General features: G+C 73.5%; 30 protein-coding genes. 19 read left to right on the top strand and 11 right to left on the bottom strand.

Features of this window, described 5'->3' with window-relative positions; genetic code table 11:
- The first annotated feature begins 75 nt into the window (after positions 1 to 75).
- The gene (locus AD017_RS13250) at positions 76 to 774 is read left to right on the top strand and encodes a GntR family transcriptional regulator (protein ID WP_060574410.1); all 699 of its coding nucleotides are present in this window, start codon (positions 76 to 78) and stop codon (positions 772 to 774) included.
- Between the two features lie 29 nt (positions 775 to 803).
- On the opposite strand, the gene AD017_RS13245 is transcribed toward AD017_RS13250, so the two are convergent.
- On the bottom strand, positions 804 to 1,214 hold the full coding sequence (locus AD017_RS13245) for a MarR family winged helix-turn-helix transcriptional regulator (protein WP_060574409.1): 411 nt from the start codon (positions 1,212 to 1,214) through the stop codon (positions 804 to 806).
- Positions 1,215 to 1,319: 105 nt separating this feature from the next.
- Between AD017_RS13245 and AD017_RS13240 the strand changes: the two genes are divergently transcribed.
- The 4 genes from AD017_RS13240 to AD017_RS13225 all read left to right on the top strand — a co-directional run bounded on the left by AD017_RS13240 (position 1,320) and on the right by AD017_RS13225 (position 4,852).
- Entirely contained in the window at positions 1,320 to 2,405 is a 1,086-nt protein-coding gene (locus AD017_RS13240; protein ID WP_060574408.1) for a substrate-binding domain-containing protein, read from the top strand.
- Between the two features lie 76 nt (positions 2,406 to 2,481).
- A complete protein-coding gene (locus tag AD017_RS13235; protein WP_010230050.1) occupies positions 2,482 to 2,769 on the top strand; it encodes an FmdB family zinc ribbon protein in 288 nt (95 codons plus the stop codon).
- Positions 2,770 to 2,832: 63 nt separating this feature from the next.
- Entirely contained in the window at positions 2,833 to 4,086 is a 1,254-nt protein-coding gene (gene fmdA, locus AD017_RS13230; RefSeq protein WP_010230048.1) for a formamidase, read from the top strand.
- Positions 4,087 to 4,216: 130 nt separating this feature from the next.
- On the top strand, positions 4,217 to 4,852 hold the full coding sequence (locus AD017_RS13225; RefSeq protein WP_060574407.1) for an AmiS/UreI family transporter: 636 nt from the start codon (positions 4,217 to 4,219) through the stop codon (positions 4,850 to 4,852).
- A gap of 21 nt (positions 4,853 to 4,873) precedes the next feature.
- Here the strand turns inward: AD017_RS13225 and AD017_RS13220 are convergent, their stop codons facing one another.
- A complete protein-coding gene (locus tag AD017_RS13220; RefSeq protein ID WP_010230043.1) occupies positions 4,874 to 5,338 on the bottom strand; it encodes an STAS domain-containing protein in 465 nt (154 codons plus the stop codon).
- Between the two features lie 192 nt (positions 5,339 to 5,530).
- Between AD017_RS13220 and deoC the strand changes: the two genes are divergently transcribed.
- The 3 genes from deoC (at position 5,531) to AD017_RS13205 (ending at position 8,411) form a co-directional block, all read left to right on the top strand.
- Complete coding sequence (gene deoC, locus AD017_RS13215; RefSeq protein WP_082399221.1) at positions 5,531 to 6,253, top strand: deoxyribose-phosphate aldolase; 723 nt, start codon at positions 5,531 to 5,533, stop codon at positions 6,251 to 6,253.
- Positions 6,254 to 6,318: 65 nt separating this feature from the next.
- Entirely contained in the window at positions 6,319 to 7,773 is a 1,455-nt protein-coding gene (locus AD017_RS13210) for a hypothetical protein (protein ID WP_060574406.1), read from the top strand.
- 29 nt (positions 7,774 to 7,802) lie between these two features.
- On the top strand, positions 7,803 to 8,411 hold the full coding sequence (locus AD017_RS13205) for a DsbA family protein (RefSeq protein ID WP_029239192.1): 609 nt from the start codon (positions 7,803 to 7,805) through the stop codon (positions 8,409 to 8,411).
- 68 nt (positions 8,412 to 8,479) lie between these two features.
- Here the strand turns inward: AD017_RS13205 and AD017_RS13200 are convergent, their stop codons facing one another.
- Together AD017_RS13200 and AD017_RS13195 are read right to left on the bottom strand one after the other, a co-directional pair.
- Complete coding sequence (locus tag AD017_RS13200) at positions 8,480 to 8,854, bottom strand: hypothetical protein (RefSeq protein ID WP_060574405.1); 375 nt, start codon at positions 8,852 to 8,854, stop codon at positions 8,480 to 8,482.
- Between the two features lie 332 nt (positions 8,855 to 9,186).
- Positions 9,187 to 9,825 (bottom strand): TetR/AcrR family transcriptional regulator, encoded by a 639-nt coding sequence (locus tag AD017_RS13195; protein WP_060574404.1) that lies wholly within the window; start codon positions 9,823 to 9,825, stop codon positions 9,187 to 9,189.
- Between the two features lie 100 nt (positions 9,826 to 9,925).
- Between AD017_RS13195 and AD017_RS13190 the strand changes: the two genes are divergently transcribed.
- Positions 9,926 to 10,456: an SCP2 sterol-binding domain-containing protein gene (locus tag AD017_RS13190; protein ID WP_060574403.1), complete on the top strand. Its 531-nt coding sequence runs from the start codon at positions 9,926 to 9,928 to the stop codon at positions 10,454 to 10,456.
- A gap of 31 nt (positions 10,457 to 10,487) precedes the next feature.
- On the top strand, positions 10,488 to 11,696 hold the full coding sequence (locus AD017_RS13185) for an acyl-CoA dehydrogenase family protein (protein ID WP_060574402.1): 1,209 nt from the start codon (positions 10,488 to 10,490) through the stop codon (positions 11,694 to 11,696).
- Between the two features lie 19 nt (positions 11,697 to 11,715).
- Here AD017_RS13185 and AD017_RS13180 read toward each other — a convergent pair whose 3' ends face one another.
- The gene (locus AD017_RS13180) at positions 11,716 to 12,072 is read right to left on the bottom strand and encodes a MerR family transcriptional regulator (protein ID WP_060574401.1); all 357 of its coding nucleotides are present in this window, start codon (positions 12,070 to 12,072) and stop codon (positions 11,716 to 11,718) included.
- A gap of 144 nt (positions 12,073 to 12,216) precedes the next feature.
- Here AD017_RS13180 and AD017_RS13175 point away from each other — a divergent pair, with 144 nt between their 5' ends.
- From AD017_RS13175 to AD017_RS13150, 6 genes are all read left to right on the top strand, one after another.
- Entirely contained in the window at positions 12,217 to 13,113 is an 897-nt protein-coding gene (locus AD017_RS13175; RefSeq protein ID WP_060574400.1) for an NmrA/HSCARG family protein, read from the top strand.
- A 63-nt stretch (positions 13,114 to 13,176) separates the two neighbouring features.
- Positions 13,177 to 13,809, top strand: coding sequence for a dihydrofolate reductase family protein (locus AD017_RS13170; RefSeq protein WP_060574399.1), 633 nt, complete (start codon positions 13,177 to 13,179; stop codon positions 13,807 to 13,809).
- A gap of 110 nt (positions 13,810 to 13,919) precedes the next feature.
- Positions 13,920 to 14,936 (top strand): triacylglycerol lipase, encoded by a 1,017-nt coding sequence (locus AD017_RS13165; RefSeq protein WP_060574398.1) that lies wholly within the window; start codon positions 13,920 to 13,922, stop codon positions 14,934 to 14,936.
- Between the two features lie 96 nt (positions 14,937 to 15,032).
- Positions 15,033 to 15,899 (top strand): dihydropteroate synthase, encoded by an 867-nt coding sequence (gene folP, locus AD017_RS13160; RefSeq protein WP_010224605.1) that lies wholly within the window; start codon positions 15,033 to 15,035, stop codon positions 15,897 to 15,899.
- Positions 15,896 to 16,660: a dihydrofolate reductase family protein gene (locus AD017_RS13155; RefSeq protein ID WP_010224603.1), complete on the top strand. Its 765-nt coding sequence runs from the start codon at positions 15,896 to 15,898 to the stop codon at positions 16,658 to 16,660. Before folP ends, AD017_RS13155 begins: the two co-directional genes overlap by 4 nt.
- Positions 16,661 to 16,729: 69 nt before the next feature.
- Positions 16,730 to 17,290 carry a GNAT family N-acetyltransferase gene (locus AD017_RS13150; RefSeq protein WP_157178917.1) on the top strand — a complete coding sequence of 187 codons (561 nt, stop codon included), beginning with the start codon at positions 16,730 to 16,732 and terminating at the stop codon, positions 17,288 to 17,290.
- Between the two features lie 126 nt (positions 17,291 to 17,416).
- On the opposite strand, the gene AD017_RS13145 is transcribed toward AD017_RS13150, so the two are convergent.
- Positions 17,417 to 18,142, bottom strand: coding sequence for a hypothetical protein (locus tag AD017_RS13145; RefSeq protein WP_060574397.1), 726 nt, complete (start codon positions 18,140 to 18,142; stop codon positions 17,417 to 17,419).
- 238 nt (positions 18,143 to 18,380) lie between these two features.
- On the opposite strand from AD017_RS13145, the gene AD017_RS13140 reads away from it, so the two are divergent.
- Positions 18,381 to 19,532 carry a S9 family peptidase gene (locus AD017_RS13140; RefSeq protein ID WP_010224600.1) on the top strand — a complete coding sequence of 384 codons (1,152 nt, stop codon included), beginning with the start codon at positions 18,381 to 18,383 and terminating at the stop codon, positions 19,530 to 19,532.
- 4 nt (positions 19,533 to 19,536) lie between these two features.
- Here the strand turns inward: AD017_RS13140 and AD017_RS13135 are convergent, their stop codons facing one another.
- Entirely contained in the window at positions 19,537 to 19,929 is a 393-nt protein-coding gene (locus tag AD017_RS13135) for a hypothetical protein (protein WP_010224599.1), read from the bottom strand.
- 43 nt (positions 19,930 to 19,972) lie between these two features.
- Here AD017_RS13135 and AD017_RS13130 point away from each other — a divergent pair, with 43 nt between their 5' ends.
- On the top strand, positions 19,973 to 20,518 hold the full coding sequence (locus AD017_RS13130) for a peptidylprolyl isomerase (protein ID WP_033198699.1): 546 nt from the start codon (positions 19,973 to 19,975) through the stop codon (positions 20,516 to 20,518).
- A 313-nt stretch (positions 20,519 to 20,831) separates the two neighbouring features.
- Positions 20,832 to 21,563, top strand: a complete 732-nt coding sequence (locus AD017_RS13125) for a rhomboid family intramembrane serine protease (RefSeq protein WP_227013372.1) — start codon at positions 20,832 to 20,834, stop codon at positions 21,561 to 21,563.
- Between the two features lie 497 nt (positions 21,564 to 22,060).
- On the opposite strand, the gene AD017_RS13120 is transcribed toward AD017_RS13125, so the two are convergent.
- From AD017_RS13120 to pknB, 4 genes are all read right to left on the bottom strand, one after another.
- A complete protein-coding gene (locus tag AD017_RS13120) occupies positions 22,061 to 22,516 on the bottom strand; it encodes a PH domain-containing protein (protein WP_168170528.1) in 456 nt (151 codons plus the stop codon).
- A gap of 62 nt (positions 22,517 to 22,578) precedes the next feature.
- Entirely contained in the window at positions 22,579 to 22,839 is a 261-nt protein-coding gene (crgA, locus tag AD017_RS13115) for a cell division protein CrgA (protein ID WP_010233083.1), read from the bottom strand.
- A gap of 177 nt (positions 22,840 to 23,016) precedes the next feature.
- Positions 23,017 to 23,652, bottom strand: a complete 636-nt coding sequence (locus AD017_RS13110; RefSeq protein WP_010233080.1) for an aminodeoxychorismate/anthranilate synthase component II — start codon at positions 23,650 to 23,652, stop codon at positions 23,017 to 23,019.
- 17 nt (positions 23,653 to 23,669) lie between these two features.
- Complete coding sequence (pknB, locus tag AD017_RS13105) at positions 23,670 to 25,655, bottom strand: Stk1 family PASTA domain-containing Ser/Thr kinase (protein ID WP_010233077.1); 1,986 nt, start codon at positions 25,653 to 25,655, stop codon at positions 23,670 to 23,672.
- Positions 25,656 to 26,128 lie beyond the last annotated feature (473 nt).

The raw sequence follows: 26,128 nt of genomic DNA, 5'->3' as shown, positions 1-26,128 counted from the left end.
TGTTCAGCAGAATTACTCGTAGGGCAAAGCCTCCGGCTCGACGACGGATGGTTAGGGTCTCCTCATGGAGTCGTCGTGGTAGCCCGCGTGACCGTGACGTCGGTCGTCGACGCGATCGCCGACGACCTGCGCGGCAGCGTGCTGACCGGCGAGCTCGCCCCCGGGACGTCGCTCACCGAGGCCGAGGTCGCCGGCCGCTACGAGGTCGCCCGCGCGACGGCGAAGGCGGCCATCGAGCGCCTGGTCGCGGAGTCGGTGCTGGAACGCAGCACCCACAAGACCGCGCGCGTGGTCCGGCTCGGCCCGGACGACGTGCGCGACATCTACCTCTCCCGGGCCATCCTCGAGGCCGAGGTGCTGCGGCGGCTGGCCCGTGCCGGGACACCGGTGCCCGAGGAGGCGCGCTCGGCGAACGCGGAGATCCGGCGCCGGTGGGACGCCGCCGGCTTCGACGTCGTCGAGCCGGACATGCGGTTCCACACCGCACTCGTCGACGCCGCGGGCAACGCCCGGACCAGCCGGATGTACCGCTCGCTGACGTCCGAGGTGACCCTGTGCATGGCCCAGGTGCAGGGCCGCGAGCTGCTCAGCCCGGAGATCATCATCGCCGAGCACGAGCGGATCCTCGACCTGGTCGGGGCGGGGGAGGGGGACGCCGCAGCGGCGCTGCTGGACGAGCACCTGGCGCGGGCCAGGGAGCTCCTCGCCGGTGCGCTGGGCGGGACCCCCGGCCCCGAGGCGGCGCAGCCCGGCCCGCTGTCCCCGGGACGCTGACGCCGGCGCGGGTCAGCCCGCGGTTCGGGTCAGCCCGCGGTGCGGGACGCCGCCGGGTCGCTCCGGGCCCCCGAGGCGAGCCGGCGCAGCACGGCGTCGAGCACCGCGGCGTCCTCACCCAGTAGCTCGGCGAGCTGCGCCCCCACCTCGTCGACGGCCGCGTCCCAGCGGGTGAGCGCCTCCCGGCCCCGGGCCGAGGCGAAGATCAGCACCCGCCGCCGGTCCAGGTCGTCGGGGCGGCGCAGGACCAGGTTCGCCGCGACCATCCGGTCGACGAGCTTCGAGCACTTCGGTGCGAGCAGCAGCGCGTGCTCGGCGACGACGTTCATCGGGCAGCCGCCCCGGGCCACGAGGAGCGAGAGCACCCGCCAGCGGTCGATGTCGGCTCCCACGGCACGCAGTGCCTCCTCCATCCGATGGGAGGCCTCCCGCTTCGCCATCGAGAGGAGTCGAAGCGTCTCCGCTGGATCCGGGTGCGACATCGACAGCGACTATCCCTCCGAACGGAGCAGTTCTCGCAGGTGGAACGGTCTTAGCGTAGCGGGATGGGGGCACCGCGTCTCTCGCTACCGCCTGAGCGCCGGCGGGACGCGATCACGATGGCTCTCGTCGTCCCGCTCCAGGGACCGGCGGGAATCTTCGGTCCGTCCTGCGAGAGTTGCGGGACGCTGGCGGCCGAGGAGATCAACGCGTCGGGGGGTGTGCTGGGCCGTGAGCTGCGGCTCCTCCCGGTCGACGGCGGCGCGGCACCGGCCGACGTCGCGCGCGAGGTCGACGCGCTGATCCGGGCCGGCTCCGTCGACGCCGTGACCGGCTGGCACATCTCGGCGGTGCGCGAGGCCGTCGCGCCGGCGATCGACGGCCGGGTCCCGTACGCCTACACCGCGCTCTACGAGGGCGGCGAGCGCCGCCCCGGCGTCTTCCTCACGGGCGAGACCCCGGACCTGCAGCTCGGCCCGACGCTGGACTGGTTCGCGGAGACGGTCGGGGTCCGCCGGTGGACCATCGTCGGCGACGACTACGTGTGGCCGCGCCGGTCCGCCGACGAGGCCCGCCGCTACCTCCGCCGGATCGGCGGGACGGTGTGCGACGAGATGTACGTGCCGCTCGGCACGACCCGGTTCGACACCGTGCTGCGTCGGGTCGACCGGAGCGGCTGCGAGGCGGTGCTGATGCTGCTGATCGGCAACGACGCGGTCGAGTTCAACCGGGCGTTCGCCGCGGCCGGGATGGACCGGGACATCCTGCGGTTCAGCTCGCTGATCGACGAGAACGTGCTGCTCGCCTCCGGCGCGGACAACACCAGGGGCCTGATGACGTCCGCGGGGTACTTCGAGGACCTGGCGACGGCCTCCGGGCTGGACTTCGCCGCCGCCCACGCGCGCCGCTTCGGTCCGGAGGCGCCGGTCCTGAACAGCCTCGGCGAGTCCTGCTACGAGGGCGTGCTGCTGCTGACGTCGCTGATGCGCCGGGCCGGCTCCGCCGACGTCGGGCCGATGACCGCGGTGTCCGACGGGCTGTCCTACGAGAGCCCGCGGGGCACCGTCGAGGTCCGTGACCGGCACCTGCAGCAACGCGTGTTCCTCGCCGCCGCGGACGGTCTGACCTGGGACGTCATTCAGCAATTGTGACGGTTGACACGTCTTCGCCGCCGATCCTATGTTTCCTAGGAAACTATTTCCTCGATCATCGGCGGGGTGACGGGCAGTGGCGACCTACACCTACCGCTGCGCGGACGACGGGCCGGTCGACGTCCGCAGGCCCATCGGCACGGCGCCGGAGACCGTCGCCTGCCCGGCCTGCGGGCAACCGTGCCCGCGCGTGGTCACCGCGCCGATGCTGGGGCTCGCCGACCGCGCCCGGACGTCGGTGATCGACCGCGCGGAGCGGTCGCGGACCGAGCCGGACGTCGTCACCTCGCTCCCGGGCCGGGGCACCCGGGTGCGGCCGTCGGCGGTGCCGGACCCGCGTACCCGGGGCCTCCCGCGTCCCTGATCCCGCCTGGACCGGCCCCGTCCAGGCGCGACCACCCGTCATCCGATGAGAGGTGCAGTCGTCATGCCCGAGGTCGTGTTCCCGCTCGACTCCCGCAAGAAGTTCACCGACCAGCAGATCGTCGGCCACAACCGCTGGCACCCGGACGTGCCGGCCCAGGTCCGCGTCCGTCCCGGCGACAGCTTCCGGGTCGACTGCCGCGAGTGGTTCGACGGAGCCATCCACAACGACGACTCCGCCGACGACATCCTGAACGCGCCGCTCGCGAGCGTGCACGTGCTCTCCGGCCCGATCCACGTCGAGGGCGTGCAGCCGGGCGACCTGCTGATCGTGGACATCCTCGACGTCGGCCCGATCCCGCAGGAGGACTCCGGCCCGCTGGCAGGCCAGGGCTGGGGCTACACCGGCGTGTTCGCCACCCGCAACGGCGGTGGCTTCCTGACCGAGCAGTTCCCCGACGCCTACAAGGTCATCTGGGACTTCCAGGGCGGCGTCGCCACCTCGCGGCACGTCCCGCAGGTGTCCTTCACCGGGATCGTGCACCCCGGCCTGATGGGCACCGCGCCGTCACGCGAGCTGCTCGGCACCTGGAACGCCCGCGAGCAGGCGCTGATCGACACCGACCCGCAGCGGGTGCCGCCGCTCGCGCTGCCACCGAACCCGGACTCGGCGATCCTCGGCAGCCTGTCCGGCGCCGACCTCGACCGGGCCGCGGCCGAGGCCGCACGCACCGCGCCGCCCCGGGAGAACGGCGGCAACCAGGACATCAAGAACCTCACGAAGGGCAGCCGGGTCTTCTACCCGGTCTTCGTCGACGGGGCGAAGCTCTCGATGGGCGACCTGCACTTCTCCCAGGGCGACGGCGAGATCACCTTCTGCGGGGCGATCGAGATGGGCGGGTTCATGGACCTGCACGTCGACGTCATCAAGGGTGGGATGGACAAGTACGGCGTCTCCGAGAACGCGATCTTCATGCCCGGCCGGACCGACCCGCAGTACAGCGAGTGGCTGGCGTTCTCCGGCACCTCGGTCACCCTCGGCGGCGAGCAGCGCTACCTGGACTCGCACCTGTCGTACCAGCGGGCCTGCCTGCACGCGATCGACTACCTGCAGCAGTTCGGCTACTCGGACATCCAGGCCTACATGATCCTGGGGGCGGCACCGATCGAGGGCCGGCTGTCCGGCGTCGTGGACATCCCGAACTCGTGCTCGACGGTCTACATCCCGACCGAGATCTTCGGCTTCGACGTCCGGCCGGGCAAGGACGGTCCGACCCGTATCGACCCGGGCCAGGGCGTCCCGGTCTCGCGCGCCTGACCACGGACCGCACCCGGGCTCCGGCCGGGTGCACCGCCCGGTGCCGGAGCCCGACCGCCCCCGATCCGGCCCGGCACCGGGCACCCCCTGCTTCTCCGCACGTACTTCTCCGCACGGGAGGGAGTCAGCGATGGCATCTGTCGGGCTGTTGTTCGTCGGCGCCGTGCTGTTCATCAACGGGGTGATGCTGCTGGGCTGGGTGGACGCGAAGTCCGCCGCGCCGATGAACTTCTTCGTCGGTGGCCTGCAGATCATCACGCCGACCTACCTGATCTTCACCGCCAACGGGGACACCGACGTGATCCTCGCGGCGTCCGGGCTCTACCTGTTCTCCTTCACCTACCTGTACGTCGCCCTGAACCTCACGCTGAACCTGGACGGCACCGGGCTGGGCTACTTCTGCCTGTTCGTCTTCATCTCGGCGCTGGTGTTCTCGTGGCTGAACTTCACGCGCTTCGCCGATCCCGGTTTCGGGGTCATCTGGCTGTACTGGGCGTTCCTCTGGCTGCTGTTCTTCCTGCTGCTGGGGCTCAAACAGGAGCAGCTCGGGCGCTACACCGGCGCGGTCTGCGCCATCCAGGGCTGGGTCACCGGGTGGCTCCCGGCGCTGCTGCTGCTCACCGGGGCGTACGACGCCCTGACCGGCACGCTGGCCGTCGTCCTCGCGGTGTTCGGCGTGGTCGTCTTCGGGGCGCTGTTCCCGTTGCTGGGACGGCGGCGCTCCGGTGGCGCGGTGGCGGCCTCGGACCCGGCCGTGCCCGCCTGACCGGGGACCGTGCCGCGGCGGCTACGCGTCGTCGCGGCGCGGCATCCCGTCGAGCCGGACGTCCGGTGCGGGAACCGCGAAGAGCATGCCCGCCGACGCGGCCGGCGCCTCCGGCATGCGGTCGACGACGTCGAACAGCTCCATCGCGCCCGTCACCTGCAGTGCGCGCCGGGCCGCACGGCTGGTGCCGCAGGCGACCCGCAGCCGCTTGCCCTCGCCGCCGATCACGTCCCTGGCCTCCAGCAGCGAGGTGAGGCCCGCGGTGCCGAGGAAGTCCACACCGGACAGATCCAGGACGAGGTCGGAGCTCTCCTCGGACCACATGCCGAGCTCCACCCAGAGGTCGGGCGACGTCTCGTCGTCGACGGCGCCGATCGCGTGCAGCACGGTCGCGCCGGAGGGATGGTGGGACCGCTCGAACCGCAGCGCCGGACCGATCTCCTCGGCGGGCTCCGGGACCGGCAGGTGCTGCTCGTCGTCGACCATCGCCAGTCCTCTCGGCGGACCGGTACCTCCGGCACGCCGGGTCAGCATCGCAGCGCCCGGCCGTCACCGCATGTGGTGACCGGAGGGCCGGGCCGTCGGCGCGGCCGACCCGGGGTCACGGGCGCGTAGCCTGCCCGGTGCACGCCAGCACACGCCGTCGCGGGGACCGTCCCGCCACAGAGGAGGACCGCCGTGCCCGCGCCGACCCTCACCGCCACCGAGATCGCCGGGATGATCGACCACGCGATCCTCCGCCCCGAGCTGACCCGGCCCGACGTCGACGCCCAGCTCGACGTCGCCGCGCGCTACCGGATCTTCAGCGTGTGCGTGCGCCCGAGCGACGTCGCGCACGCGGCCGCCCGGCTCGCCGGCACCGGCGTCGCGGTCGGGACCGTGATCGGCTTCCCGCACGGCACGACCAGCACGGCGGCGAAGGTCGCCGAGTCCGCGCAGGCGGTCACCGACGGCGCGGCCGAGCTGGACATGGTGGTCAACGTCGGACGCCTGCGCAGCGGGCTGCTCGACGACGTCGAGGCCGACGTGCGGGCCGTCGTCGAGGCGGCGGGAGGGCGCGTCGTCAAGGTCATCCTCGAGACCGCCCTGCTCTCCGACGACGAGATCGAGGCCGGCTGCCGGGCCGCCGAACGCGCCGGGGCCGCGTTCGTGAAGACCTCGACCGGGTTCGCCGGCGGCGGGGCGACGGCGGAGCACGTCGCGCTGATGCGCCGCACCGTCGGGCCGCAGGTGCAGGTCAAGGCGTCCGGCGGGGTGCGGGACCTGGACACCGTCCTGGCCTTCCACGCCGCGGGCGTGACCCGCTTCGGCACCAGCGGGACGGCCACGATCCTCGACGACGCCGCCGCCCGCGAGTCCGGTGCCACCGGCGGGGCACGGGTGGACGACACCTCGTACTGAGTGCTCCGTGCGGACGCCCGATCTGCGAAGCTGACCGGCGACCGTACGACAGCCCGAGGAGAGCGATGGCCGAGCAGCCCCTCCCGTCCGCGTGGTCGCCCGCCGGCGTCACCGGGACGCTGATCGGCGCCGCCGTCGGGACCGTCGGTGCCGCGGTGGAGATCGGACGCAGGCTCCCGGGCTGGCTCGCCGACGCCCCGCGCGCGGTCGAGGCACTGCCCGCGGTGGCCGGGGAGCTGGGCACGCTGCCGCGCCGCATCGCCGGCGTCGACGCCGCGCTGAGCGGGCTCGCCCCGGTGCTCGACGACGTCCTCGGCCGGGTGGTCGCGCTCTGGGACGACCCGGCCACGGTCGAGCGTGTCGACCGGCTGATCGCGGCGGTCGTCGAGCTGGCGGGGGCGGCCGGTCCGCTGACCGAGCTCGCCGGGGCCCGGCGCGACCTCGGCGTGCTCGCCGGTGCCGTGGAGCCGTTGCGCGAGCTCGGCGGGGCGGTCGGGTCGCTGCGGGACCTGGCCTCGGCGGTGGAGCCGCTGCGGGAGCTGGCGTCCGCGGTGGAGCCGCTGCGTGAGCTCGGTGCCGCGGTCGAGCCGCTGCGCGAGCTGGCGGCGGTGCGGGAGGACCTGCACGAGCTGGCCGCGGTGCGCGCGGACCTGCACGAGCTCGCGTCCGCCGCGGGGCCGCTGCGGGAGCTGGCCACCGCCGTCGAGCCCCTGCGGGAGCTGGCAGGCGCCGTCGAACCGCTCCGGGAGCTGGGCACCGCCGTGGACCCGTTGCGGGAGCTGAGCACGGCGACCGGACCGCTGCGGGAGCTGAGCACGGCCGTGGACCCGTTGCGGGAGCTGAGCACGGCGACCGGACCTTTGCGGGAGCTGAGCTCCGCCGTGGACCCGTTGCGCGAGCTGGGCACGGCGGTCGGGCCGTTGCGTGAGCTGGCCGCGGCGGGACTCCACCTCGAGGGGCTCGCCGGTGCGGTCGGAGCGGTCGAGGAGCTCGCTGCCGCCCGGGGCGACCTCGCCCGGCTGGCCGAGGCCGTCGGACCGCTGCAGGAGCTGGCCGGGGCCCGTGCGGACCTCGGTGAGCTGGCCGGCGCGGTACCGCCGCTGCGCGAACTGGCGCGCACCCGGGAGGACCTGGCCGCACTCGCGGGCGCCGTGGAACCGCTGCGCGAGCTGGCCCTGACCCGCGACGACCTGGCGGCGCTGGCCGCGTCGATCGGGGAGGACGGCGCGGTGCAGCGGATCGCCTCCGCCGTCGCCGACCCGGCGACCGAGGCCGACGGCTCCGCCCCCCGCCTCGCGGCGCTCGACACGAACCTGGCCCAGGCCGCGGACCGGCTCACCGCGGTCGCCCCGGACCTGCGTGCGGTGGCGGCCCGGATCGACGCACTCGACCGGCAGATCGGGGTGCTCGCCGACGCGCTCGCGCCGCTGCAGGGCACGACCGAGCGGATCGGGCGGATCGTCGACCGGCTGCCGGACCGCACGCGGCGCCTCGTCACCCGTCCCGCGCCGGAGGCGTGATCCGGCTCGCCGGTGGGAACAGGGCCGGTGTGACGACCCGTGTGGACCTGTTCGTCGATCCCGTCTGCCCGTTCGCCTGGATCGCCTTCCGGTGGCTGACCGAGGAGGTGGTCCCGGCCCGTGACGTCGATCTGCGGGTGCGGCTGATGAGCCTCGCCGTGCTGAACGAGGGCCGCGAGGGACACACCCCCGAGCACGAGAAGGGTGGGGACAGCGCCTGGCGCCCGGTGCGGGCCGGCACGGCGCTGCGCCGGGAGCGTGGCGAGCCGGGGGTCCGGGAGTTCGTCCGGGCCTTCGGGGACCGCTACCACCAGGAGCGGGTCCGCCCGCGGGACGCCGCCCTGCGCGCCGCGCTCGACGACGTCGGTGCGGCCGGCCTGCACCGGTTCGCCGACGACCCCGCCCACGACGACGAGGTGCGGGCCGAGCACGCCGCCGGCCAGGAGCCGGTCGGCGACGACGTCGGGACACCCGTCCTGCACGTGGAGGGCGTGGCGTTCTTCGGTCCCGTCCTCGGTGCGGTCCCGCGGGGGCAGGAGTCGCTCGACGCCTTCGACGGCGCCGTGCTGCTGGCCCGCAACCCGATGTTCTACGAGCTCAAGCGCACCCGGAGCGGCGGGATAGACCTGGCGTCCTGATCTTTCCGACCTGTCCCGGATCCGGGAGGCGGGGGGCCGCCTCCCGGACCGGTGCGCCGGGAGTCCGGTCAGCCGGCGAGGCCGACGATCTGCTCCACGACGGTCTTCTGGGCCTGGTCGGTCCTGGCCGCGTTGTCCTGCTCGTTGGCCGAGTCGATCCCGTTGTCCTGGACGATCGACTGCTCGGTGCCCGTGTCCGAGTCCTCGTTCGCGACGGCGCCCAGGCCGAGCACGTCGGTCGCGTTGACGGCCGGGTTGGCCTGGGTGACCGGGGCGAGCGACGTGTTGTCCTGGTCGGTGCCGGCCGCCTGGCCGGACGAGGCGGTCGCGTCCGAGGTCTGGTTCTGCTCGGAGGTGTCGTCGGCGAAGGCCATGCCGGCGACGCCGAGGGTCATCGGCACCGCCAGCGCGGTGGCGGTGAGGGTGCGCACGGTCTGACGCATGAAAGGTGTTCCCTTCGACAGTTCTCTTCTCACGTGCACGTACCTGGAATGGCGGTACGCGCTGCCCTGAAAGGTAGTGGCGATCGACCGTGGACGCCCACCGGATCGGCGGTGACGAATTCGGCACCGCATTCGGTGAACCGGTGTCCCGGGTCGCTCGTAGGGGTCGGACCTGCGGCGGAGCGGGAGCAAACGAGGGGTGCTGACCTGCTTGGACGCAGGTCTCACTCGGTCGGGTGACGTCCACGATCGGGTGTGCACCCGAATAATGCCGCGCGCAGCCGAATTGCGGTGAGAAATGCGCCGAGAAATGTTTACCGACCCTCGGCGGCTCAGGTGAGAGTGTCGCGGATCCGTTCGAGTCCGGGCCAGATCAGGGTCGTCAGCGTCTCCGCCAGCGCGTCGGGGTCCTCCGCTCCGGGGGTGCCGGCCGTACCGGCCCAGTCGGCGAGACCCTCCGCCGCACCCGTCAGGGCCGCGGCCACCGGTCCGGCGACGGCGGCCGGGTCGGCGCCCGCGGGGATCGCGAGCTCGGCGGCCAGCAGCTCGGCGATCCGTCCGACGATGCGCGATCTGGCCTCGTGCACCTCGTCGGCGAATACTCCGGTCCTGGCCTGCCGGTAGAGCACCGCCCAGCCGTCCCGGTGGGTGGTGACGGTGGTGAAGAACGCCCGCAGTCCGCGTCGCAGCCGCTCCTCGGCGTCCGCGGCGGGGCCGCCGGCGGCGTCGGACACCGACCCCAGCAGGCGCTCGGACTCGCGCCGGATGCAGCGCCGCAGCAGCTCCTCCTTCGAGCCGCCGCCGTGGGTGTAGACCATCGGCTTCGACACCCCGGCCTGTTCGGCGACGGCGTCCATCGACGCGTCGTGGAAGCCGGAGCGGGAGAACACGCGCACGGCCGCGTCGAGCACCTGCTTCTCGCGCTGCTCGGGGGGCAGGCGACGGCGGCGGGAGCCCGGCGGGGATGTCATCTCGACACCTTAACTACTCATGCGTAAAGTACCGAGCATCCCGACCCCGGTACCGCGAGTACCGGGCACTTACGGCAACCACGGCGAGGTGGAGCGAACGATGGCCGAGACGGTCGACATCAACGAGCTGGGCCGCAGCGTGGACCCGAAGTCCCTGTCCGACGAGGAGCTCCTCTCCACGCTCGGGACGGCGCTCCGCGACGGCGACCCGAAGGACGTCGATCCGTCGATCTTCGCCCGGCTGGTGAAGAGCGCGTCGAAGCAGCAGCTCGCGACCGTCATGTCGTCGGACATCCGCCGGCCGGTGCTGGAGGCGATCTTCGGGCGGATGAGCGAGTTCTACTCGTCGAAGGGTGCCGGCGGGAACCGTCAGGTCGTGCACTGGCACATCAAGGACGGCGCGACCGTCGACAGCTTCAAGACCGTGCTGCACGAGGGCACCTGCACCGTCACCCACGGCACCGACGAGGACCCCCGGACCGCGCTGACCATGCCCGGCACCGAGTTCCTCAAGGTCGCCACGAACAACGCCAACCCGGTGACGCTGTTCATGATGCGCAAGCTGAAGGTCGAGGGCGACGTCGGATTCGCGACCGCCCTGCAGAAGATGTTCCAGATCCCGTCCGCCTGACGACGACCGGCACCGACCTGCGGAGAAGTAGATGACCTCCTTCGAACTGTCCGAGGAGCACCGCGAGCTCCAGGAGTGGGTGCACGGGTTCGCCGCCGACGTCGTCCGCCCGGCCGCCGCCGAGTGGGACGAGCGCGAGGAGACCCCGTGGCCGATCCTCCAGGAGGCCGCGAAGATCGAGCTCTACAACTTCGAGACGCTCGCGTCGTTCTGGGGCGACGAGACCGGCCTGTCGATGCCGCTCGTCAACGAGGAGCTCTTCTGGGGCGACGGCGGCATCGGGATGGCGATCTTCGGGACGACCCTCGCGGTGGCGGGCATCTTCGCCTCCGGCACCCCGGACCAGATGGTCGAGTTCATCCCCCAGTGCTACGGCGACGCCTCCGACCCGAAGGTCGGCGCGTTCTGCTCGTCCGAGCCCGACGCCGGCTCCGACGTCTCGGCGATGCGCACCCGCGCCGTGTACGACGAGGCCCGCGACGAGTGGACGCTGACCGGGCAGAAGGCCTGGGCGACCAACGGCGGCATCGCGAACATCCACGTCGTGCAGGCCGTCGTGGACCCGGATCTGGGTAGCAAGGGGCAGGCGGCGTTCGTCGTCCCGCCCGGCACTCCGGGACTGGAGTCCACCCGCAAGATCAAGAAGATGGGACTGCGGGCATCGCACACCGCGGACGTCTTCCTCGACGAGGTGAAGCTCCCCGGCAGCTGCCTGCTCGGCGGGAAGGAGAAGCTCGACGAGCGGCTCGCCCGGGCCCGTGAGGGGGCGAGGTCGACCGGCTCGGCCGCGATGCAGACCTTCGAGCTGTCCCGGCCGACCGTCGGCTCGCAGGCGGTCGGCATCGCCCGTGCCGCCTACGAGTACGCCCTGGAGTACGCGAAGGACCGGGTCGCGTTCGGCCGCCCGATCATCGAGAACCAGTCGATCTCCTTCATGCTCGCCGACATGAAGACCGAGATCGACGCCGCCCGGCTGCTGGTGCACCGGGCCGCGTGGATGGGCCGCAACGGTGTGCCCTTCACCGCCGGCGAGGGGTCGATGTCGAAGCTCAAGGCCGGCCGGGTCGCGGTGTGGTCGACCGAGCGGGCGATCCAGATCCTGGGCGGCGCCGGGTACTCCCGCGAGCACCCGGTGGAGCGGATGCACCGCGACTCCAAGATCTACGACATCTTCGAGGGCACCGAGCAGATCCAGCAGCTGGTGATCGCCCGCGCCATCTCGGGGAAGCACCTGGCCTGAGCGGCTCGGCCTCGGCCGGTCAGTGGTCGCGCGGGACCTGCCCGTGCGCCTCGCCGATGCACCGGTCGAGCCGGTCGCGCACGTCCTGCAGTTCCGCGAGCCGCCGGTCGAGGCGGTCGCGTTCGGCGACCAGGAGGTCCAGCAGCTCGGGTGACACCTCGCCGGAGTCCGCGAACGGCAGGATCTCGCGGACGGCCCTGCTGGGCAGGCCGGAGGCGTAGAGCTGCTGGATCAGCCCGACCCGGTCGACGGCGCCGTCCGGGTAGCGGCGCTGGCCACCGGGGTTCCGGGTGGACCGCAGGAGACCCTGCTCCTCGTAGTAGCGCAGCGACCGCACGCTGACGCCCGCCCTGGCGGCGACCTCGCCGATCCGCACCCGGCCTCCCGTGTCGATCTCCGTCCGAGGCTTGCACCTGACGTCAGTGTCAGGTTCTAGCGTAGCCGTCATCGACGCGGGTGACACCGTCCCGACCGATGAGGACGGTGCGCCCCGGGGCTTCGGGGAGGACCGGACGTGACCATGGACAGGACCGTCGCCGTGCTGGGCGCCACGGGACAGCAGGGGGGTGCGGTCGCCGCGGCACTGCTGGACGACGGCTGGCGGGTCCGCGCGGTCGTGCGCGACCCGTCGACCGACCGGGCCCGGTCCCTCGCCGCCGCCGGTGCCGAGACCGTCCGCGGCGACCTCGACGATCCGGGGTCGCTCCGCGCGGCCTTCGCCGGCGCGCACGGGGTCTTCAGCGTCCAGCCGAACTCGGGCCAGGCCGGCGCCACCGTGACGGACGAGGACGAGGTCCGGTTCGGGACGACGGTGGCCGACGTCGCCGAGGGCTGCGGCGTCGTGCACCTCGTCCACAGCTCGACGGTCGCCGTGGGGCCGACGCCGACCGGCGTCCCCCATCTGGACACCAAGAGCCGGATCGAGGCCCGCGTCCGGGAGCTGGGCATCGCCACCACGATCGTCCGGCCCGCCACGTTCCTGGAGCTCCTGGTGGCCCCCGGAGCGGGGCTCGACCGCGGGCGGATGTCCTTCCTGACGACGCCGGACCGGGTCGTCCAGGTCATCGCGGTCCGCGACATCGGACGGATCGTCGCCGGAGTGTTCGGGGCGGCCGACCGCTACGCGGGCCGGACCCTCGACATCGCCGGTGACGCCGTCACCGGCAGGGTCCTGGCCGAGCACCTGACCCGGGCCGCCGGCCGTCCGATCGGCTACAGCCGCCTGCCCGATGCCGTGCTGGAGCAGGACGCGGTACTCGGGCGGCTGGCGGCGCTCTTCGAGGACGGCAGGCTCGCCGGTCACGCGGACCTCGACGCCCTCCGCGCGGAGTTCCCGTCGCTGCTGCGCGTCGACGACTGGCTGGCGGGTCCCGGCGCGCCCCTCCTCGCGGAGGCGCTCGGCCCGGCCGTCCGATGAGTTCCGGGCCGCCGGGACGTCGTACGGGTAGCAGCGACGCCCCGGCCGCCTGAGGAGCCCGTCATGTCACTCGTCCGCGTCCACAACTTCGCCGTCTCCCTGGACGGCTTCGGCACCGGTGAGGGACGGACCCGCGAGGAACCGTTCGGTCACGCCGGGCAGCGGTTGCACCAGTGGATGTTCGCCATCAGGTGGTGGGGCGCCGGCGGCGGCAGCGGCGTCGACGACGCGTTCGTCCAGCGGTTCGACGACGGCATCGGCGCCGAGATCATGGGCGCCGGGAAGTACGGCTTCCCGGGCTGGCACGCCGACCCGGAGTGGCGCGGGCACTGGGGCCCGAACCCGCCGTTCCACACGCCGGTCCACGTCCTCACCCGGCACACCCGCCCGTCGCTGGAGATGGAGGGCGGCACGACGTTCCACTTCCTCGACGCGACGCCCGCCGAGGCACTCGCGGCGGCCCGCGAGTCCGCCGGCGGCAAGGACGTCCGCATCGGGGGCGGCGCCACCGTGGTCCGTGACTTCGTCGCGGCGGGTCTCGTCGATCACCTGCACGTCGTCGTCGTGCCGATCCTGCTGGGCCGGGGCGTGCGGCTCTGGGACGGGCTGGAGGGCATCGAGCGGGACTACGCCGTGGAGGCCACGTCGTCACCCGCCGGCGTCACCCACCTGACGTTCACCCGGACCCGCCACTGATCCCATCGTTTCGACGAGAACCGGCCCGGAGCTGCAGGACGTCCGGGTGTCCGTCACCTGGGCGCCGGTGCGTCGTTGCCCGATCAGAAGATCGAGATCGGGGGACGACCATGATCCGGACGACGACGTCCGCGCGGTCCGTGCTGCTGGCGCTCGCCGCGGCCGGGGCCTGCCTGCTGGGTGCGGCCGGGGTGGCGGTGGCGTCCCCCGGGGACGACGGCACCACCGGCCCGGAGCTCACCGCCCCCGGGGTCGGGGAGGACCTCACCTGCTTCGGCGACCTGTCCGACGACACGGCCGGCGCACCCGTCCTGCTCGTGCCGGGCACCACGCTCGACCCGGACGTCAACTTCGACTGGAACTACGCCCGCGCCTTCGCCGCCGAGGGCCGGTCGTACTGCTGGGTGGAGCTGCCGCGGCACGCCACCGGCGACATCCAGGTCGCGGCCGAGCACGTCGTCGACGCGGTCCGCACGATGCACGACGAGTCCGGCGACCGGATCGCCGTCGTCGGGTTCAGCCAGGGCGGCATGGTGCCCCGCTGGGCGCTCAAGTACTGGCCGGACACCCGCGGCATGGTCTCCGACATGATCGGGATCGACCCGTCCAACCACGGCACGCTCGACGCCTACCCGGTCTGCGCGCCCGGCTGCGTCCCGGCGTTCCACCAGCAGCAGACCGGGTCGCAGTTCCTCGGTGCCCTCAACGACGGGCCGGAGACCTTCGCCGGGATCGACTACACGGTCGTCTACACCGTCACCGACGAGGTCGTCGTCCCCAACCTCCCGCCGGCGGCGAGCTCCGAGCTGCGCGGGGGCGAGGGTGCGACCGCCAACATCCCCGTGCAGCGGATCTGCCCCGCGCACGTCGCCGAGCACCTGATCATGGGCTCGACCGACCCGGTCGGGTACGCCGTCGTCGCCGACGCGCTGGAGCACGACGGTCCGGCGTCCGCCGACCGGATCGACCGCGCGACCTGCCTGCAGGCCGTGATGCCCGCCGTCGACCCGGTGGCGCTGCCGGTGAACGAGGCCCGGCTGCTCGGCCAGGTCGGGACGAGCATCGCGACCGAGCCGCGGACCGTCGCCGAGGAGCCGCTGCGGGACTACGCGCGCGACGACGCCTGATCCCGGCCCGCACCGGGTGGCCGGGACGGCCCGGTGGTGGTCAAGATGGGACACGAGCCGGGTCCGACGGGCCCGGCCGTGTTGCGAGGAGGACCTGTGCCGAGCCTGACGTTCCGCGGACGCACCTGGAACCGCGACCGGGCGATGGTCATGGCGATCGTGAACCGGACCCCGGACTCGTTCTACGACCACGGGGTCACCTTCGCCGAGCAGGCCGCACGGGACCGGATCACCGCCGTCGTCCGCGAGGGCGCCGACGTCATCGACATCGGCGGGGTGCCTGCCAGCCCCGGCACCGAGGTCACCGAGCAGGAGGAGATCGACCGGGTCGTCCCGACGGTCGAGTGGGCCCGCCGGGAGTTCCCGGACGTCGTGATCTCGGTCGACACGTTCCGGGCCGGACCGGCCGAGGCCGTCTGCGCGGCCGGGGCCGATCTCGTCAACGACAACTGGGCCGCGGCCGACGGCGGGATCCTCGACGTCGCCGCCCGCTACGGCGCCGGCTACGTCAGCGCGCACACCGACCACGTCACCCCGCGCACCGAGCCGCACCGGCCCCGCTACGCCGACGTCCTCGGCACCGTGGTCACCCAGACCGTCGCGCTCGCGGAGAAGGCGGTGGCGGCGGGCGTCCCGGCCGGCGGGATCCTCATCGACCCGGCGATCGACTTCTCCAAGAACACCCTGCACAGCCTGCAGGTGCTGCGCGGGATCGAGGAGATGGTCGCGACCGGCTGGCCGGTGCTGCTCGCGATGTCGAACAAGACCGTCGTCGGGGAGTCGCTGGCCGTCCCGCTGGAGGAGCGGTTGACCGGGACGCTCGCCGCGACCGCGATCGCCGCGGACCGCGGCGTCGCGATGGTCCGTGCGCACCAGGCCCGTGCCACCCGGGAGACCTGCGAGATGGTCGCGACCGTGCGCGGCGAGCGGCGACCGTCGCGCGCGGTGAGACTGCTCGCGTGAGCGTGATCCACCAGATCTTTCCCGCCGGGGACGCCGGCCCGCTGTCCACCGAACAGCTCGAACGGCTCTACGCCTACCCCGACGACCGGTTGCGGGTGTGCGTCAACTTCGTGTCCAGCGCGGACGGGGCCGTCGAGGTCGCGGGCGGCTCGGCGGGCCTGTCGACCCCACCGGACCGGGCGGTGCTGGATCTGGGCACCGACCTCGCCGACGTCGTCCTGGTCGCGGCCGGGACGGCCACCGCCGAGGGCTTCACCGGGGTGAAGCACGGCGGCCGGATGGACGACCGGCGCCGCCGGTTCGGTCTCGCCCCGATCCCGTCCACGGCGGTGGTCACCGCGTCCGGGCGGTCCCTCGATCCGGCGTCGCCGGTGCTGACCGACACCCTGGTCCCGACGATCGTGCTGACCTGCGCCGCCGCCCCCGAGGACCTGCGGCGGAGCTGGGCCGACGCGGGGGCCGACGTGGTGCTCACCGGCGACGGCGCCGTCGACCTGCCCGTAGCGGTCGCCGAGCTCGGCCGGCGCGGTCTGCGGCGGATCAACTGCATGGGCGGCCCGGCGCTGTTCGGCGGCCTCGCCGAGGCCGGTCTGGTCGACGAGCTGCGCCTCACCCTGGCGCCGTTCCTCGTCTCCGGGGAGGCGGGGAGGATCGCCCGCGGCGCCGGGATGGACCCGGCCCGGCTCGAGCTGGTCAGTGTCGTCACCGGTGACGACACGCTGTTGGTGCGGTACCGGGTCAGGGGGGCGGCCACGACCTGATCCCGCCTCCGGGTCATTCTCCGGGAGGGTGCGGTCACGGACGGCGACGGGTGCGGCAGGATGGGTGTCGTGCCCAGGCCCTCGAACACGCTGGCGGACGGCGTGGTGGTCCTCAGCCCGCTCGGCTGGGACGACGTGGAGCCGCACCTGGCCGGCGAGGACGCCGAGCTGGTCCGCTGGCTGAGCGGCGGCCCGGGGACGCCCGCGACCGTCCGGGCGCACGTGCGCCGCGCGATCGACCGGTGGGCCGACGACGGCCCGAAGCTCAGCTTCGGCATCCGGCTCGACGGCGGCACCGTGCTGGCCGGGACGATCGAGGCCGAGCTCGATCCCCTCGCCCGCCGGGCGGGACTGTCGTACGGGATCTACGCGGCCTACCGGCGGCGGGGGCTGGCGACCCGGGCCGTCCGTCTCGCGGCCCGCTACCTCGGCGAACGCGGGGACGTGCACCGGATCTCGATCGACGTCGATCCGGCGAACACGGCCTCGATCGGGGTGGCGCGCCGGGCCGGGTTCCGGTTCCTCCGGCACGTGCGCGACGACGAGGGCGCCTTCGACCGCTACGAGCTGATCGTGCGGGCACCGGTGGTGCCGGCTCCGCCGCCGGAGCCGCGGCACCGCGGGTTCTGAACCGCCCGGAACAAGGTACGGCCGCCCGTCCCGCCACGCGCCCGGTGCGGCGGGCGGAGCGGGGACGGACGGCCGTGGGGTGCCGGTCGGGGAGCCCGGCGACCGACGATCGGGGGAGACCGGGCGTCAGAGGGTGACGTTCGGCGCCTCGACGTACATGACGTCCGGGATCGAGAGGGTGGGGAGCGCCTCGGCGTCCGGCAGCGGCAGGTCCTCGGCGGACGGCAGCGCGTCGGCGGAGGGGAGCTCCGGCAGGCCGTCGGTCGGGAGCGCGTCCGTCGGGAGGGCGTCGGCCGACAGGGCGTCGGCGCCGGGCAGCGACGGCGCGGGAAGCGTCGTGGCGGTCGGCAGGGCGTCCGTGGGGAGCGCGTCGGTCGACAGAGCGTCGGTCGACAGGGCGTCGGTCGGGAGCGCGTCGGCGGGGGAGCTCGACTCCTCGTCGTCGGACTGCTCGTCCTCGGCGGCCTGCAGGTCGGCCTCCTGCTGCGCGCCCGAGGGGACGCCGGACGGCACGGAGTCGGCCGAGGGCAGCGCGTCGGTGGACGGCAGGGAGTCGCCGGTGGGCAGCTCCGGGAGGCCCGGCAGCGAGTCCGCGGTCGGGAGCTCCGGCAGGCCGGAGGCCTCCATCTCGGGGCCCTGGATCTGGCCGAAGGTGACCGAGCTGTCGTCGGTCGCGACGGTGCCGTCCTCGTCGGGGGCCGGGAGGGCGTCGGTCAGCGACGACGCGTCCGGGGCCTCGGGGATCTCGGGGAGCTCGGCGGCCGAGGCCTGACCGGCGACGCCGGCACCCAGCACGGCGATTCCCGCGCCGGCCAGGGAGAACCGGAGCGCGTTGCGGGCGAGCGAGTTCATTCGCGCGTCCTTTCGAACTGATGGGGGTCATGGGGAGCTGGGGGACCGCACTGTCCCTCCGACGGCCCAACGAGGGGTGGGGGTGCCGGTTTCGCTACGCAGTGATCTTGAAGCTAATGTCACCCGAACGAGTGGCAACCTGAGAGGGGTCTCGCACGTACAGGTGCGATCCGTCGTGACCGACCGTTTTCGCAGAGGCCCCGTGTGGTGCGAACGAGGTGCAGAGCAGGATGGCTGCGTGCGCGCCGCTCCGATCCCGTCCTCCCGGCCGGTTCCCGGTTACGCGGCCGCCGGCGTCCTGGCCGGTGCACTCGGTGGTGCCGGGGGAGCGGCGGCGGTCTGCTGGCACTACTCCACGGTCCTGCTCCACCCCTCCGGTGACCCGGGGCTGCCCGAGCGGGTGCTCGCGGCCGGTGACGGGACCGTCGAGCTGGCGCGGACCCGGCTCGTGTCCCAGCCCGGGGTGTGGGGGCTGCGCGGTGCCGCGGGGCTGAGCGTCGTCGGGCCGGTGCTGGAACGGGACCGCAGGCGGGTCGTGCGCGAGCTGCGGGCCGGACCCGTGCCGGAGACCGGCGCCGCCGTGCTCGACGCCGGGCCGTTCGACCCCGATCCCGGTGCCCGCGGCCTGGAGTTCGACGAGGTCGAGGTGCCCACCGACCTCGGTCCGGCACCGGCATGGCGGGTCGCGCCGCCGTCCGGAGCGGACGGTGGGACCTGGGCGCTGTGCGTGCACGGGCGCGGCGGGACCCGGCGGGAGGCCCTGCGGGCGCTGCCCGCCCTGCACGCGGCCGGCCTGACCTCGCTGGTGGTCAGCTACCGCGGCGACGGGACGGCCCCGGCCGCGCCGGACGGGCGCTCGCACCTCGGTGACACCGAGTGGGAGGACGTCGCCGCGGCGGCGGCCTACGCGGTCGTGCACGGGGCCCGGCGGCTGGTGCTGGTGGGCTGGTCGATGGGGGCCGCGGTCGGCGGCGCGTTCCTCGACCGGTCGTCGCACGCCGGCCGGGTCGCGGCCGTCGTCTGGGACGCGCCGCTGCTCGACTGGCGCCGCACGCTGCGCAGGCAGGCCCGCAACCGGGCGCTGCCGCCGTCGCTGGCGGGGGTCGCGGCCCTGCTGACGGAGCGGCGGATCGGGATCGACCTGGACCGGTTCGACCTGGTCCGGAACCCGCCCGCGGTCCGCCCGCCGACGCTCCTGCTGCACAGCGACGCCGACACGGCGGTCCCCGTCGAGCTCAGCCGCGACCTCGCGACCACCGCGCCGGCCAGGGGCTGGCCGGTCACCTACCGGGAGTTCGCCGGTACCGAGCACACCGGCAGCTGGAACGCCGACCCGGACGGCTACGAGGCGGCCGTCACCGGGTTCCTCGGGACGGTCCTCCCGGGCTGACCCGTCAGCTCGTGGAGTTCTGAGCGGGCCCCTGCCCGATCGGCTTGCCGTGGATCTGCTGGTCCGACGGCGGGGTGGTCGGCACCGGGGTGCCCGGGTCGACGGCGCGCTCCCGGCGGAGCAGCGTGGCCCAGGCGTAGGCGGCGAGACCGGTCAGCAGGACGACGGCCACGATCCACGGCGCGCGACGGGTCCGCACCGGGGCCGGATCGATCGCCGCGGCGAGCGCCCGGCGGGCGTCCTCCACCTGGTGAGAGACCGAACCGGACAGGTCCGCCACCGCGTCGGACACCGAGGAGGCGGCGGCCCCGCCCGCGATCCGTCCCGCGTCGGCGAGCGTGTGCACGGCCTCGGCGGCGTCCTTGCGGGCCTTGGCCCGCTTGCGGTCGGTGCTCATGTTCCGGACCTGCTTCCCACGGATGCGGCTGCGTACTGGCACGATGGTAGCCGTGACGGAACCAGGAAACGCCAAGACGACGGCCGTCCTGCACACCAACGAGGGCGACATCCGGGTCGAGCTGTTCGGCGACCACGCCCCGAAGACGGTGGCGAACTTCGTCGGTCTCGCAGAGGGAACGAAGGACTACACGGGGCCGAACGCCAGTGGCGGCGACACCGGGCCGTTCTACGACGGTTCGATCTTCCACCGGGTGATCAGCGGCTTCATGATCCAGGGCGGCGACCCGACCGGCACCGGTCGCGGTGGCCCGGGCTACCAGTTCGGCGACGAGTTCCACCCGGACCTCAAGTTCGACCGGCCCTACCTGCTCGCGATGGCGAACGCCGGCCCGGGCACCAACGGCTCGCAGTTCTTCATCACGGTGGGCCCGACGCCGCACCTGAACCGGCGCCACACCATCTTCGGTGAGGTCGCCGACGCGGAGTCCCGCGCGGTCGTGGACGGCATCGGGAACACGACCACCGGGCAGGCCGACCGCCCGCTCAACGACGTGGTCATCGAGAAGGTCGAGATCGAGCGGAGCTGAGTCCGCCCTGACCGAACGACCAGACCCCACCGCACACGGCGCGTCTCCGGGCCCACAGGGCTCTCCGGGGCCCGGCGGGACGGGCGGAGCCCCGTACCCCGGCCCCCCGAACGCGCCGTGGCAGGCCGCGCCCGGAGGCGGGCCCGCGCCGTGGCAGCAGGGCGCGCCGGGCTCGGCACCGCCCCCTGCTGGCGGCGTCCCCGCCGGCCGTGGCGGCGGCTCGGTGTGCGTCCGCCACCCGGATCGTCCGACCGGGCTGGCGTGCACCCGCTGCGACCGTCCGGCGTGCCCGGAGTGCCTGCGTCCCGCCTCGGTGGGCCAGCACTGCGTGGACTGCCTCGCCGAGTCGTCGCGGTCGGCGCCGCGCTGGCGCAACGTCGCCGGGGCGACCCGTGCCGGCAAGCCGGTGATCGTGCCCGCCCTGATCGCCGTGAACGTGGCGGTCTTCGTGCTGACCGTGGTCACGGCGGGCAGCCTCAACCGGAACTTCGACTCCCCGCTGTTCGGGCTGGGCGCCCTGACACCCGTGGACGTCGCGGACGGCCAGCTGTGGCGGCTCGTGACGTCCGGCTTCCTGCACATCGGTCCGCTGCACCTGGCGTTCAACATGTTCGCCCTGTGGGTCATCGGGCGTGAGGTCGAGGCGGTGCTGGGCCGGGCCCGGTTCACCGCCGTGTACGGCGTCTCGCTGCTCGGCGGCTCGGCCGCGGTCATGTTGCTCAGCAACCCGCTCGGTCCGACGGCGGGCGCATCGGGCGCGGTGTTCGGCCTGATGGGTGCGCTGTTCGTGCTGCTACGCCGGCTGCGCCTGCCCGCGGGTCAGGTGATCGGCGTGATCGCGATCAACGTCGTCATCAGCTTCACCCTGCAGGGGATCTCCTGGCAGGGGCACCTCGGCGGCCTCGTGTTCGGTGCCGCGGTCACCGCCGCACTGGTCTACCTCGGCGCGGGTTCGCCGAACCGGCGGCAGGTGCAGATCGCCTCGATCTCCGGGCTGGCGCTGCTCGCTCTGATCCTCATCGGCGCCGGGGTCGCGCTCGTCTGAGCCGCCGCCCGCGCCGCACCCGCCGCGCGGCCGAACGCGGCGGTGCGGACCCGACGACAGAAGACAGCAGCCGCTCACGCACCCCATGACCGGCCCGCGCACCCGCTGCGACAGGTGCTCGGGCCGGTGACGGGGTGCGCGGCCGGCGAAAGCGCGGCCGGTGAAGGGGTGCGCGGCCGAGCGAATGGTCCGGTTCGTGGGGTGCGTGCCCGGGCCGGCCGGGCAGGGTCCCCACGGGTCCGCGGCCGGGCGGCGGAAAGGCTCGCGCACCTCGTTGCCGGCTCGCGCACCCCATTACGCGCCCGAGCACCTCGTTGCCGGGTCGCGCACCCTGTTACGCGCCCGAGCACCTCGTTGCCGGGTCGCGCACCCTGTTACGCGCCCGAGCACCTCGTTGCCGGGTCGCGCACCCTGTTAAGGGCCCGAGCACCTGCCGCAGCGGGTGCGCGGGCCGGTGAAGGGGTGCGTGGGGGCGCGCCGCGTCCGGCCCACGCGGGTCACAGGCGCGGGTGCAGGTCCTGGAGCACCTCGGCGACGTCTTCGGGGTCCTCGCCCAGTTCCGGGCGTCCCAGCACGATGAGACGTTCGTGGCCGTCGACGTCGCGCAGGTCGAGTTCCAGGAGGGCGGACTCCCGGCCGAAGCGGCGGGTCCGCAGGACCCGGACGTCGTCGACCCGCGACCAGGGCGCGTGCCGGGTCCAGGTCAGACGGCGGATCGTCACTCCGTCCGGTCCGGCCTCGAGCCGCGGGCGGGCCCGGGTCCCGGACGCCGCCGCCAGGGCCAGACCGAGGGCGGCGAGCCCGGAGATCAGCTGCCCGGCCGGGTCCGCCCCGGTCGCGACCAGTGCCACGAGCCAAGCGGCCGCGGCGGCGGCCAGCACCCACAGTGCGACGACGGCACCGGCCGGCGTCGACCAGGAATGCCGGTCCTGTTGATCACCCAGTGTGCTCACGAGAGGTTGTCCACAGCCGTCATCCACAGTGAGGATAACTGACGTTCATGTGTTTCTGCAGGTCAACGCCACCGCATCGTCATCAGGAGGCCGATCACGATGAGTGAGAATCCGATGATGAAGTTCGCGTTCCCCAGTGCGGCCATGAATGGGATCGCCGGCCCCGCGAGGTAGTTGACGACCAGCCAGGCCAGCCCGAGGACCCACATCGCGACCATCACCGCGATGTACGCGGGATGCGTAGGACCGGCCAGCTTCTGCGGGGTGCGGTTCACCGGCGGCGGGGTGTAGGCCGCCTTCTTGCGGACCTTCGACTTGGGCATGTGGCGGACCTCATCGGCTGTGCTGCGGACACGAGTTCCGGCCGGTGCGCCGGCCGGGGGCGGGACCTGCGACGTCGGCGGTGCACGTCGTGGGAGCGGCCGACCCGGACAGATCCGCCACCACGGTAGCGCGGATGCCCGCCGGGTTGCGTCACACGGGCGAAACGAACGGGGGATCTAGACGCCCGCGACGAGTCCCGCCATCTCGTCGGATAGCTGCTGCACGACGTCCTCGGAGACGTCGGCGCCCGCCTGACGGAGCCAGTTCGCGAGCATGCGGTGACCGCCCTCGGTCAGGACCGACTCGGGGTGGAACTGCACACCCTCGATCGGCAGCTCGCGGTGCCGCACCGCCATGATCAGGCCGGTCCCGGTCCGCCCGGTGACCTCCAGCTCGGCCGGGAGACCGTCGGGGGCGATCGTGAGGGAGTGGTAGCGGGTCGCGGTGAAGGGCGACGGCAGCTCGCGGAGGACGCCGGTGTCGTCGTGGAAGACCTGCGAGGTCTTGCCGTGCAGCAGCTCCGGCGCCCGCTCGACGATCCCGCCCCACGCCGTCGCCAGCGCCTGGTGGCCGAGGCAGACACCCAGCAGCGGCGTGCCGCGCTCGGCTGCCCGGCGGATCACCTCGACGCTGCGCCCGGCCCGCTCCGGCGTACCGGGGCCGGGGCTGACCAGCACGGCACCGACCTCGCCGAGCTCGTCGGGATCGACCTCGTCGTTGCGGCGGACGACCGGTTCGGCCCCGAGCTGGGCCAGGTACTGGACGAGGTTGTAGACGAAGCTGTCGTAGTTGTCGACGACGAGTACGCGCACGCCCTCATCCTCCCTGATCAGTTGAAGGGGAAGCCGCTGCTGCCGGTCTCGTCGGTGGAGTCCCCGCCGTCGTTACCGCTGCCGGAGGCCCGGCCGACCGTCAGCGACACCGACTGGCCGTCGGACGCCTGCGACCCGCCGGACGGGCTCTGGTTCAGCACGATGCCGTTCTGCGAGGAGTCGGAGACGTCGACGGTCTGGATCTGGAACGACAGGCCGGCCTCGCGCAGGGTGTTGACCGCGTTGTCGACCCGCTGGCCGACGACGTTCGGGATCTGCGACTGGTTGCCCCGGCTGACCTGGATCGAGATCGCCCGGTCCTTCTGGACCCGGGTGCCCGCGGCGGGATCGGTGCCGACCACGGAACCCGCGGAGCCGCCGCCGTCGACCTCGGTGGTGCTCACCGAGGTGAACCCGGCGCCGCGCAGCGTGTTCGCCGCCTGCTCGGCGCTCTGGCCCGTCACGTCCGGCACCGAGACCGTGGTCTGCTCCTTGCCGACGACCAGCGCCACCGACGTGTTGCCGGGCACCCGCTGCCCCGGGCCGGGATCGGTGCGGATGATCTTCCCGATCTGGCTGGAGTCCGACGTCTCCTGCTCGGTCGTCCCGCCGACCTGCAGGCCGGCCTCGCGGAGCTGGACCTCGGCGTCCGACGGCGAGCTCCCGACCAGCGACGGGACCGTCACCTCGGCCGGTCCGGTCCCGACGAACACCGTCACCCGGCTGTTCTCCGCGACCTGGTTGCCACCGCCCGGGTCGGTCCGGACGACCTTGCCGATCTGCGCGACGTCGGACGGCTGGTTCTGCTGGTCCGGCAGCAGACCGACGGCGGAGATCGTCGAGCGGGCCTGTTCCGGGGTCTGGCCGAGCACGTCGGGCACCGAGACCTGGTCGGGGGAGGAGTTCGAGAACATCTGGAACCCGACGAAACCGAGCAGGCCCAGCACGATCAGCCCGACGAGCCAGAGCGCGATCTTCTTCCCGCGGCCGCGACCGGAGTCGTCGTCGTACCCGTCGTGGTCCGGGGGCATGACGTGCCGGCCGGTCGGTGGGCCGCCGGCCCCGTTCCCGGCCATCCGGCGGGTCGGCATCGCGGTGGTGGCGTCGTCGTGCGCCATCATCTGGGTGCGCTCGTACTCGCTCATCACGAGCGGCGCGTGCACCGGCTCGCCGTTGCGCACCCGCACCAGGTCGGCCCGCATCTCGGCGGCCGACTGGTAGCGGTTGGCCGGGTTCTTGCTCAGCGCCTTGAGCACCACCGCGTCGAGCGCGGGCGGCACCGACGGGTTCAGCTCCGACGGGGCGCGCGGGTCCTCCCGGACGTGCTGGTAGGCGACCGCGACCGGGGTGTCGCCGGTGAAGGGCGGCTCGCCGGTGAGCAGCTCGAAGAGCACGCAGCCGGCCGCGTAGACGTCCGACCGGGCGTCCACGGACTCGCCGCGGGCCTGCTCCGGGGACAGGTACTGCGCGGTGCCGATCACGGCGGCGGTCTGGGTGACGTTCTGACCCTCGCCCAGCGCACGGGCGATGCCGAAGTCCATCACCTTGACGGCACCGACGCCGTTGATCATCACGTTCGCCGGCTTGACGTCGCGGTGGATGATCCCGTGCCGGTGCGAGAAGTCGAGCGCGGCGCACACGTCGGCCATCACCTCGACGACCCGCTGCTGGGACAGCGGCCCCGTCGTCTTGACGATCTCGCGCAGCGTCTGGCCGTCGACGAACTCCATGACGATGTACGGCAGCGGCCCGAACTCGGACTCGATCTCGCCGGTGTCGTACACGGCGACGATCGCCGGATGGTTCAGCGACGCCGAGTTCTGCGCCTCGCGGCGGAAGCGCAGCTGGAACTGCGGGTCGCGGGCCAGGTCGGCGCGCAGCACCTTGACCGCCACGTCCCGGCCGAGCCGGGTGTCGAGGCCGCGGTGGACCTCGGACATCCCGCCGTAGCCGAGCGGGTCGCCCAGCTCGTAGCGCTCGGAGAGCAGTCGCGGTGTCGTCATCGGTTCAGGTTCCCGGGGTCGGAGGCGTACTCATCATGCCGGTCGGTGGACGTGATCACTCCCGCGCGGTCGTCGCGTGCGCCGGGCCGTCCGTTGCGTGGGATCACCGGCCGACCTCCGGTCCGCCACGTGGAGGTGTGGCGGTGAGCGGCCGGGAAGTGGCCGCCGGTCCCGTGCGGTCGGCCTCCCACCCGGAGGCCACCGTCACGGTACCGGGGGCCGGGCCCAGCGAGCCGGTTCGGCTACCGCCCGGCGACGTCTCCCGGAGGATCATGACCGCCAGCACCACCGCCGCGACGCTCAGCAGGACGAAGAGCACCGCGAGCCAGGCCTTCGCCCGGCCCGACCGTTTCGGGGTCAGGTCCAGGGGGCCGGACGGGTGCTGCTCGGGCGCGCGGTCGCCGGAGCCGCGGCCGGTCGGCGGCCGGGCCGGTGCCGGTCGCTGTGCGGCGGGCGGCCCGGAACCCGGGTGC

It is taken from the genome of Pseudonocardia sp. EC080619-01, from assembly GCF_001420995.1.
GTDB lineage: Bacteria > Actinomycetota > Actinomycetes > Mycobacteriales > Pseudonocardiaceae > Pseudonocardia.
The sequence above is the reverse complement of the archived record's forward strand: the minus strand, read 5'-3'. Positions and strand labels throughout refer to the sequence as shown.

Bases quoted from the DNA above. Each gene is read 5' to 3' on its own strand.
- AD017_RS13245 (WP_060574409.1), bottom strand. From the start codon at position 1,214: ATGGCGAAGCGGGAGGCCTCCCATCGGATGGAGGAGGCACTGCGTGCC.
- AD017_RS13240 (WP_060574408.1), top strand. From the start codon at position 1,320: ATGGGGGCACCGCGTCTCTCGCTACCGCCTGAGCGCCGGCGGGACGCG.
- fmdA (WP_010230048.1), top strand. From the start codon at position 2,833: ATGCCCGAGGTCGTGTTCCCGCTCGACTCCCGCAAGAAGTTCACCGAC.
- AD017_RS13225 (WP_060574407.1), top strand. From the start codon at position 4,217: ATGGCATCTGTCGGGCTGTTGTTCGTCGGCGCCGTGCTGTTCATCAAC.
- AD017_RS13220 (WP_010230043.1), bottom strand. From the start codon at position 5,338: ATGGTCGACGACGAGCAGCACCTGCCGGTCCCGGAGCCCGCCGAGGAG.
- AD017_RS13210 (WP_060574406.1), top strand. From the start codon at position 6,319: ATGGCCGAGCAGCCCCTCCCGTCCGCGTGGTCGCCCGCCGGCGTCACC.
- AD017_RS13200 (WP_060574405.1), bottom strand. From the start codon at position 8,854: ATGCGTCAGACCGTGCGCACCCTCACCGCCACCGCGCTGGCGGTGCCG.
- AD017_RS13195 (WP_060574404.1), bottom strand. From the start codon at position 9,825: ATGACATCCCCGCCGGGCTCCCGCCGCCGTCGCCTGCCCCCCGAGCAG.
- AD017_RS13190 (WP_060574403.1), top strand. From the start codon at position 9,926: ATGGCCGAGACGGTCGACATCAACGAGCTGGGCCGCAGCGTGGACCCG.
- AD017_RS13185 (WP_060574402.1), top strand. From the start codon at position 10,488: ATGACCTCCTTCGAACTGTCCGAGGAGCACCGCGAGCTCCAGGAGTGG.
- AD017_RS13175 (WP_060574400.1), top strand. From the start codon at position 12,217: ATGGACAGGACCGTCGCCGTGCTGGGCGCCACGGGACAGCAGGGGGGT.
- AD017_RS13170 (WP_060574399.1), top strand. From the start codon at position 13,177: ATGTCACTCGTCCGCGTCCACAACTTCGCCGTCTCCCTGGACGGCTTC.
- AD017_RS13165 (WP_060574398.1), top strand. From the start codon at position 13,920: ATGATCCGGACGACGACGTCCGCGCGGTCCGTGCTGCTGGCGCTCGCC.
- AD017_RS13145 (WP_060574397.1), bottom strand. From the start codon at position 18,142: ATGAACTCGCTCGCCCGCAACGCGCTCCGGTTCTCCCTGGCCGGCGCG.
- AD017_RS13135 (WP_010224599.1), bottom strand. From the start codon at position 19,929: ATGAGCACCGACCGCAAGCGGGCCAAGGCCCGCAAGGACGCCGCCGAG.
- AD017_RS13130 (WP_033198699.1), top strand. From the start codon at position 19,973: ATGGTAGCCGTGACGGAACCAGGAAACGCCAAGACGACGGCCGTCCTG.
- crgA (WP_010233083.1), bottom strand. From the start codon at position 22,839: ATGCCCAAGTCGAAGGTCCGCAAGAAGGCGGCCTACACCCCGCCGCCG.
- pknB (WP_010233077.1), bottom strand. From the start codon at position 25,655: ATGACGACACCGCGACTGCTCTCCGAGCGCTACGAGCTGGGCGACCCG.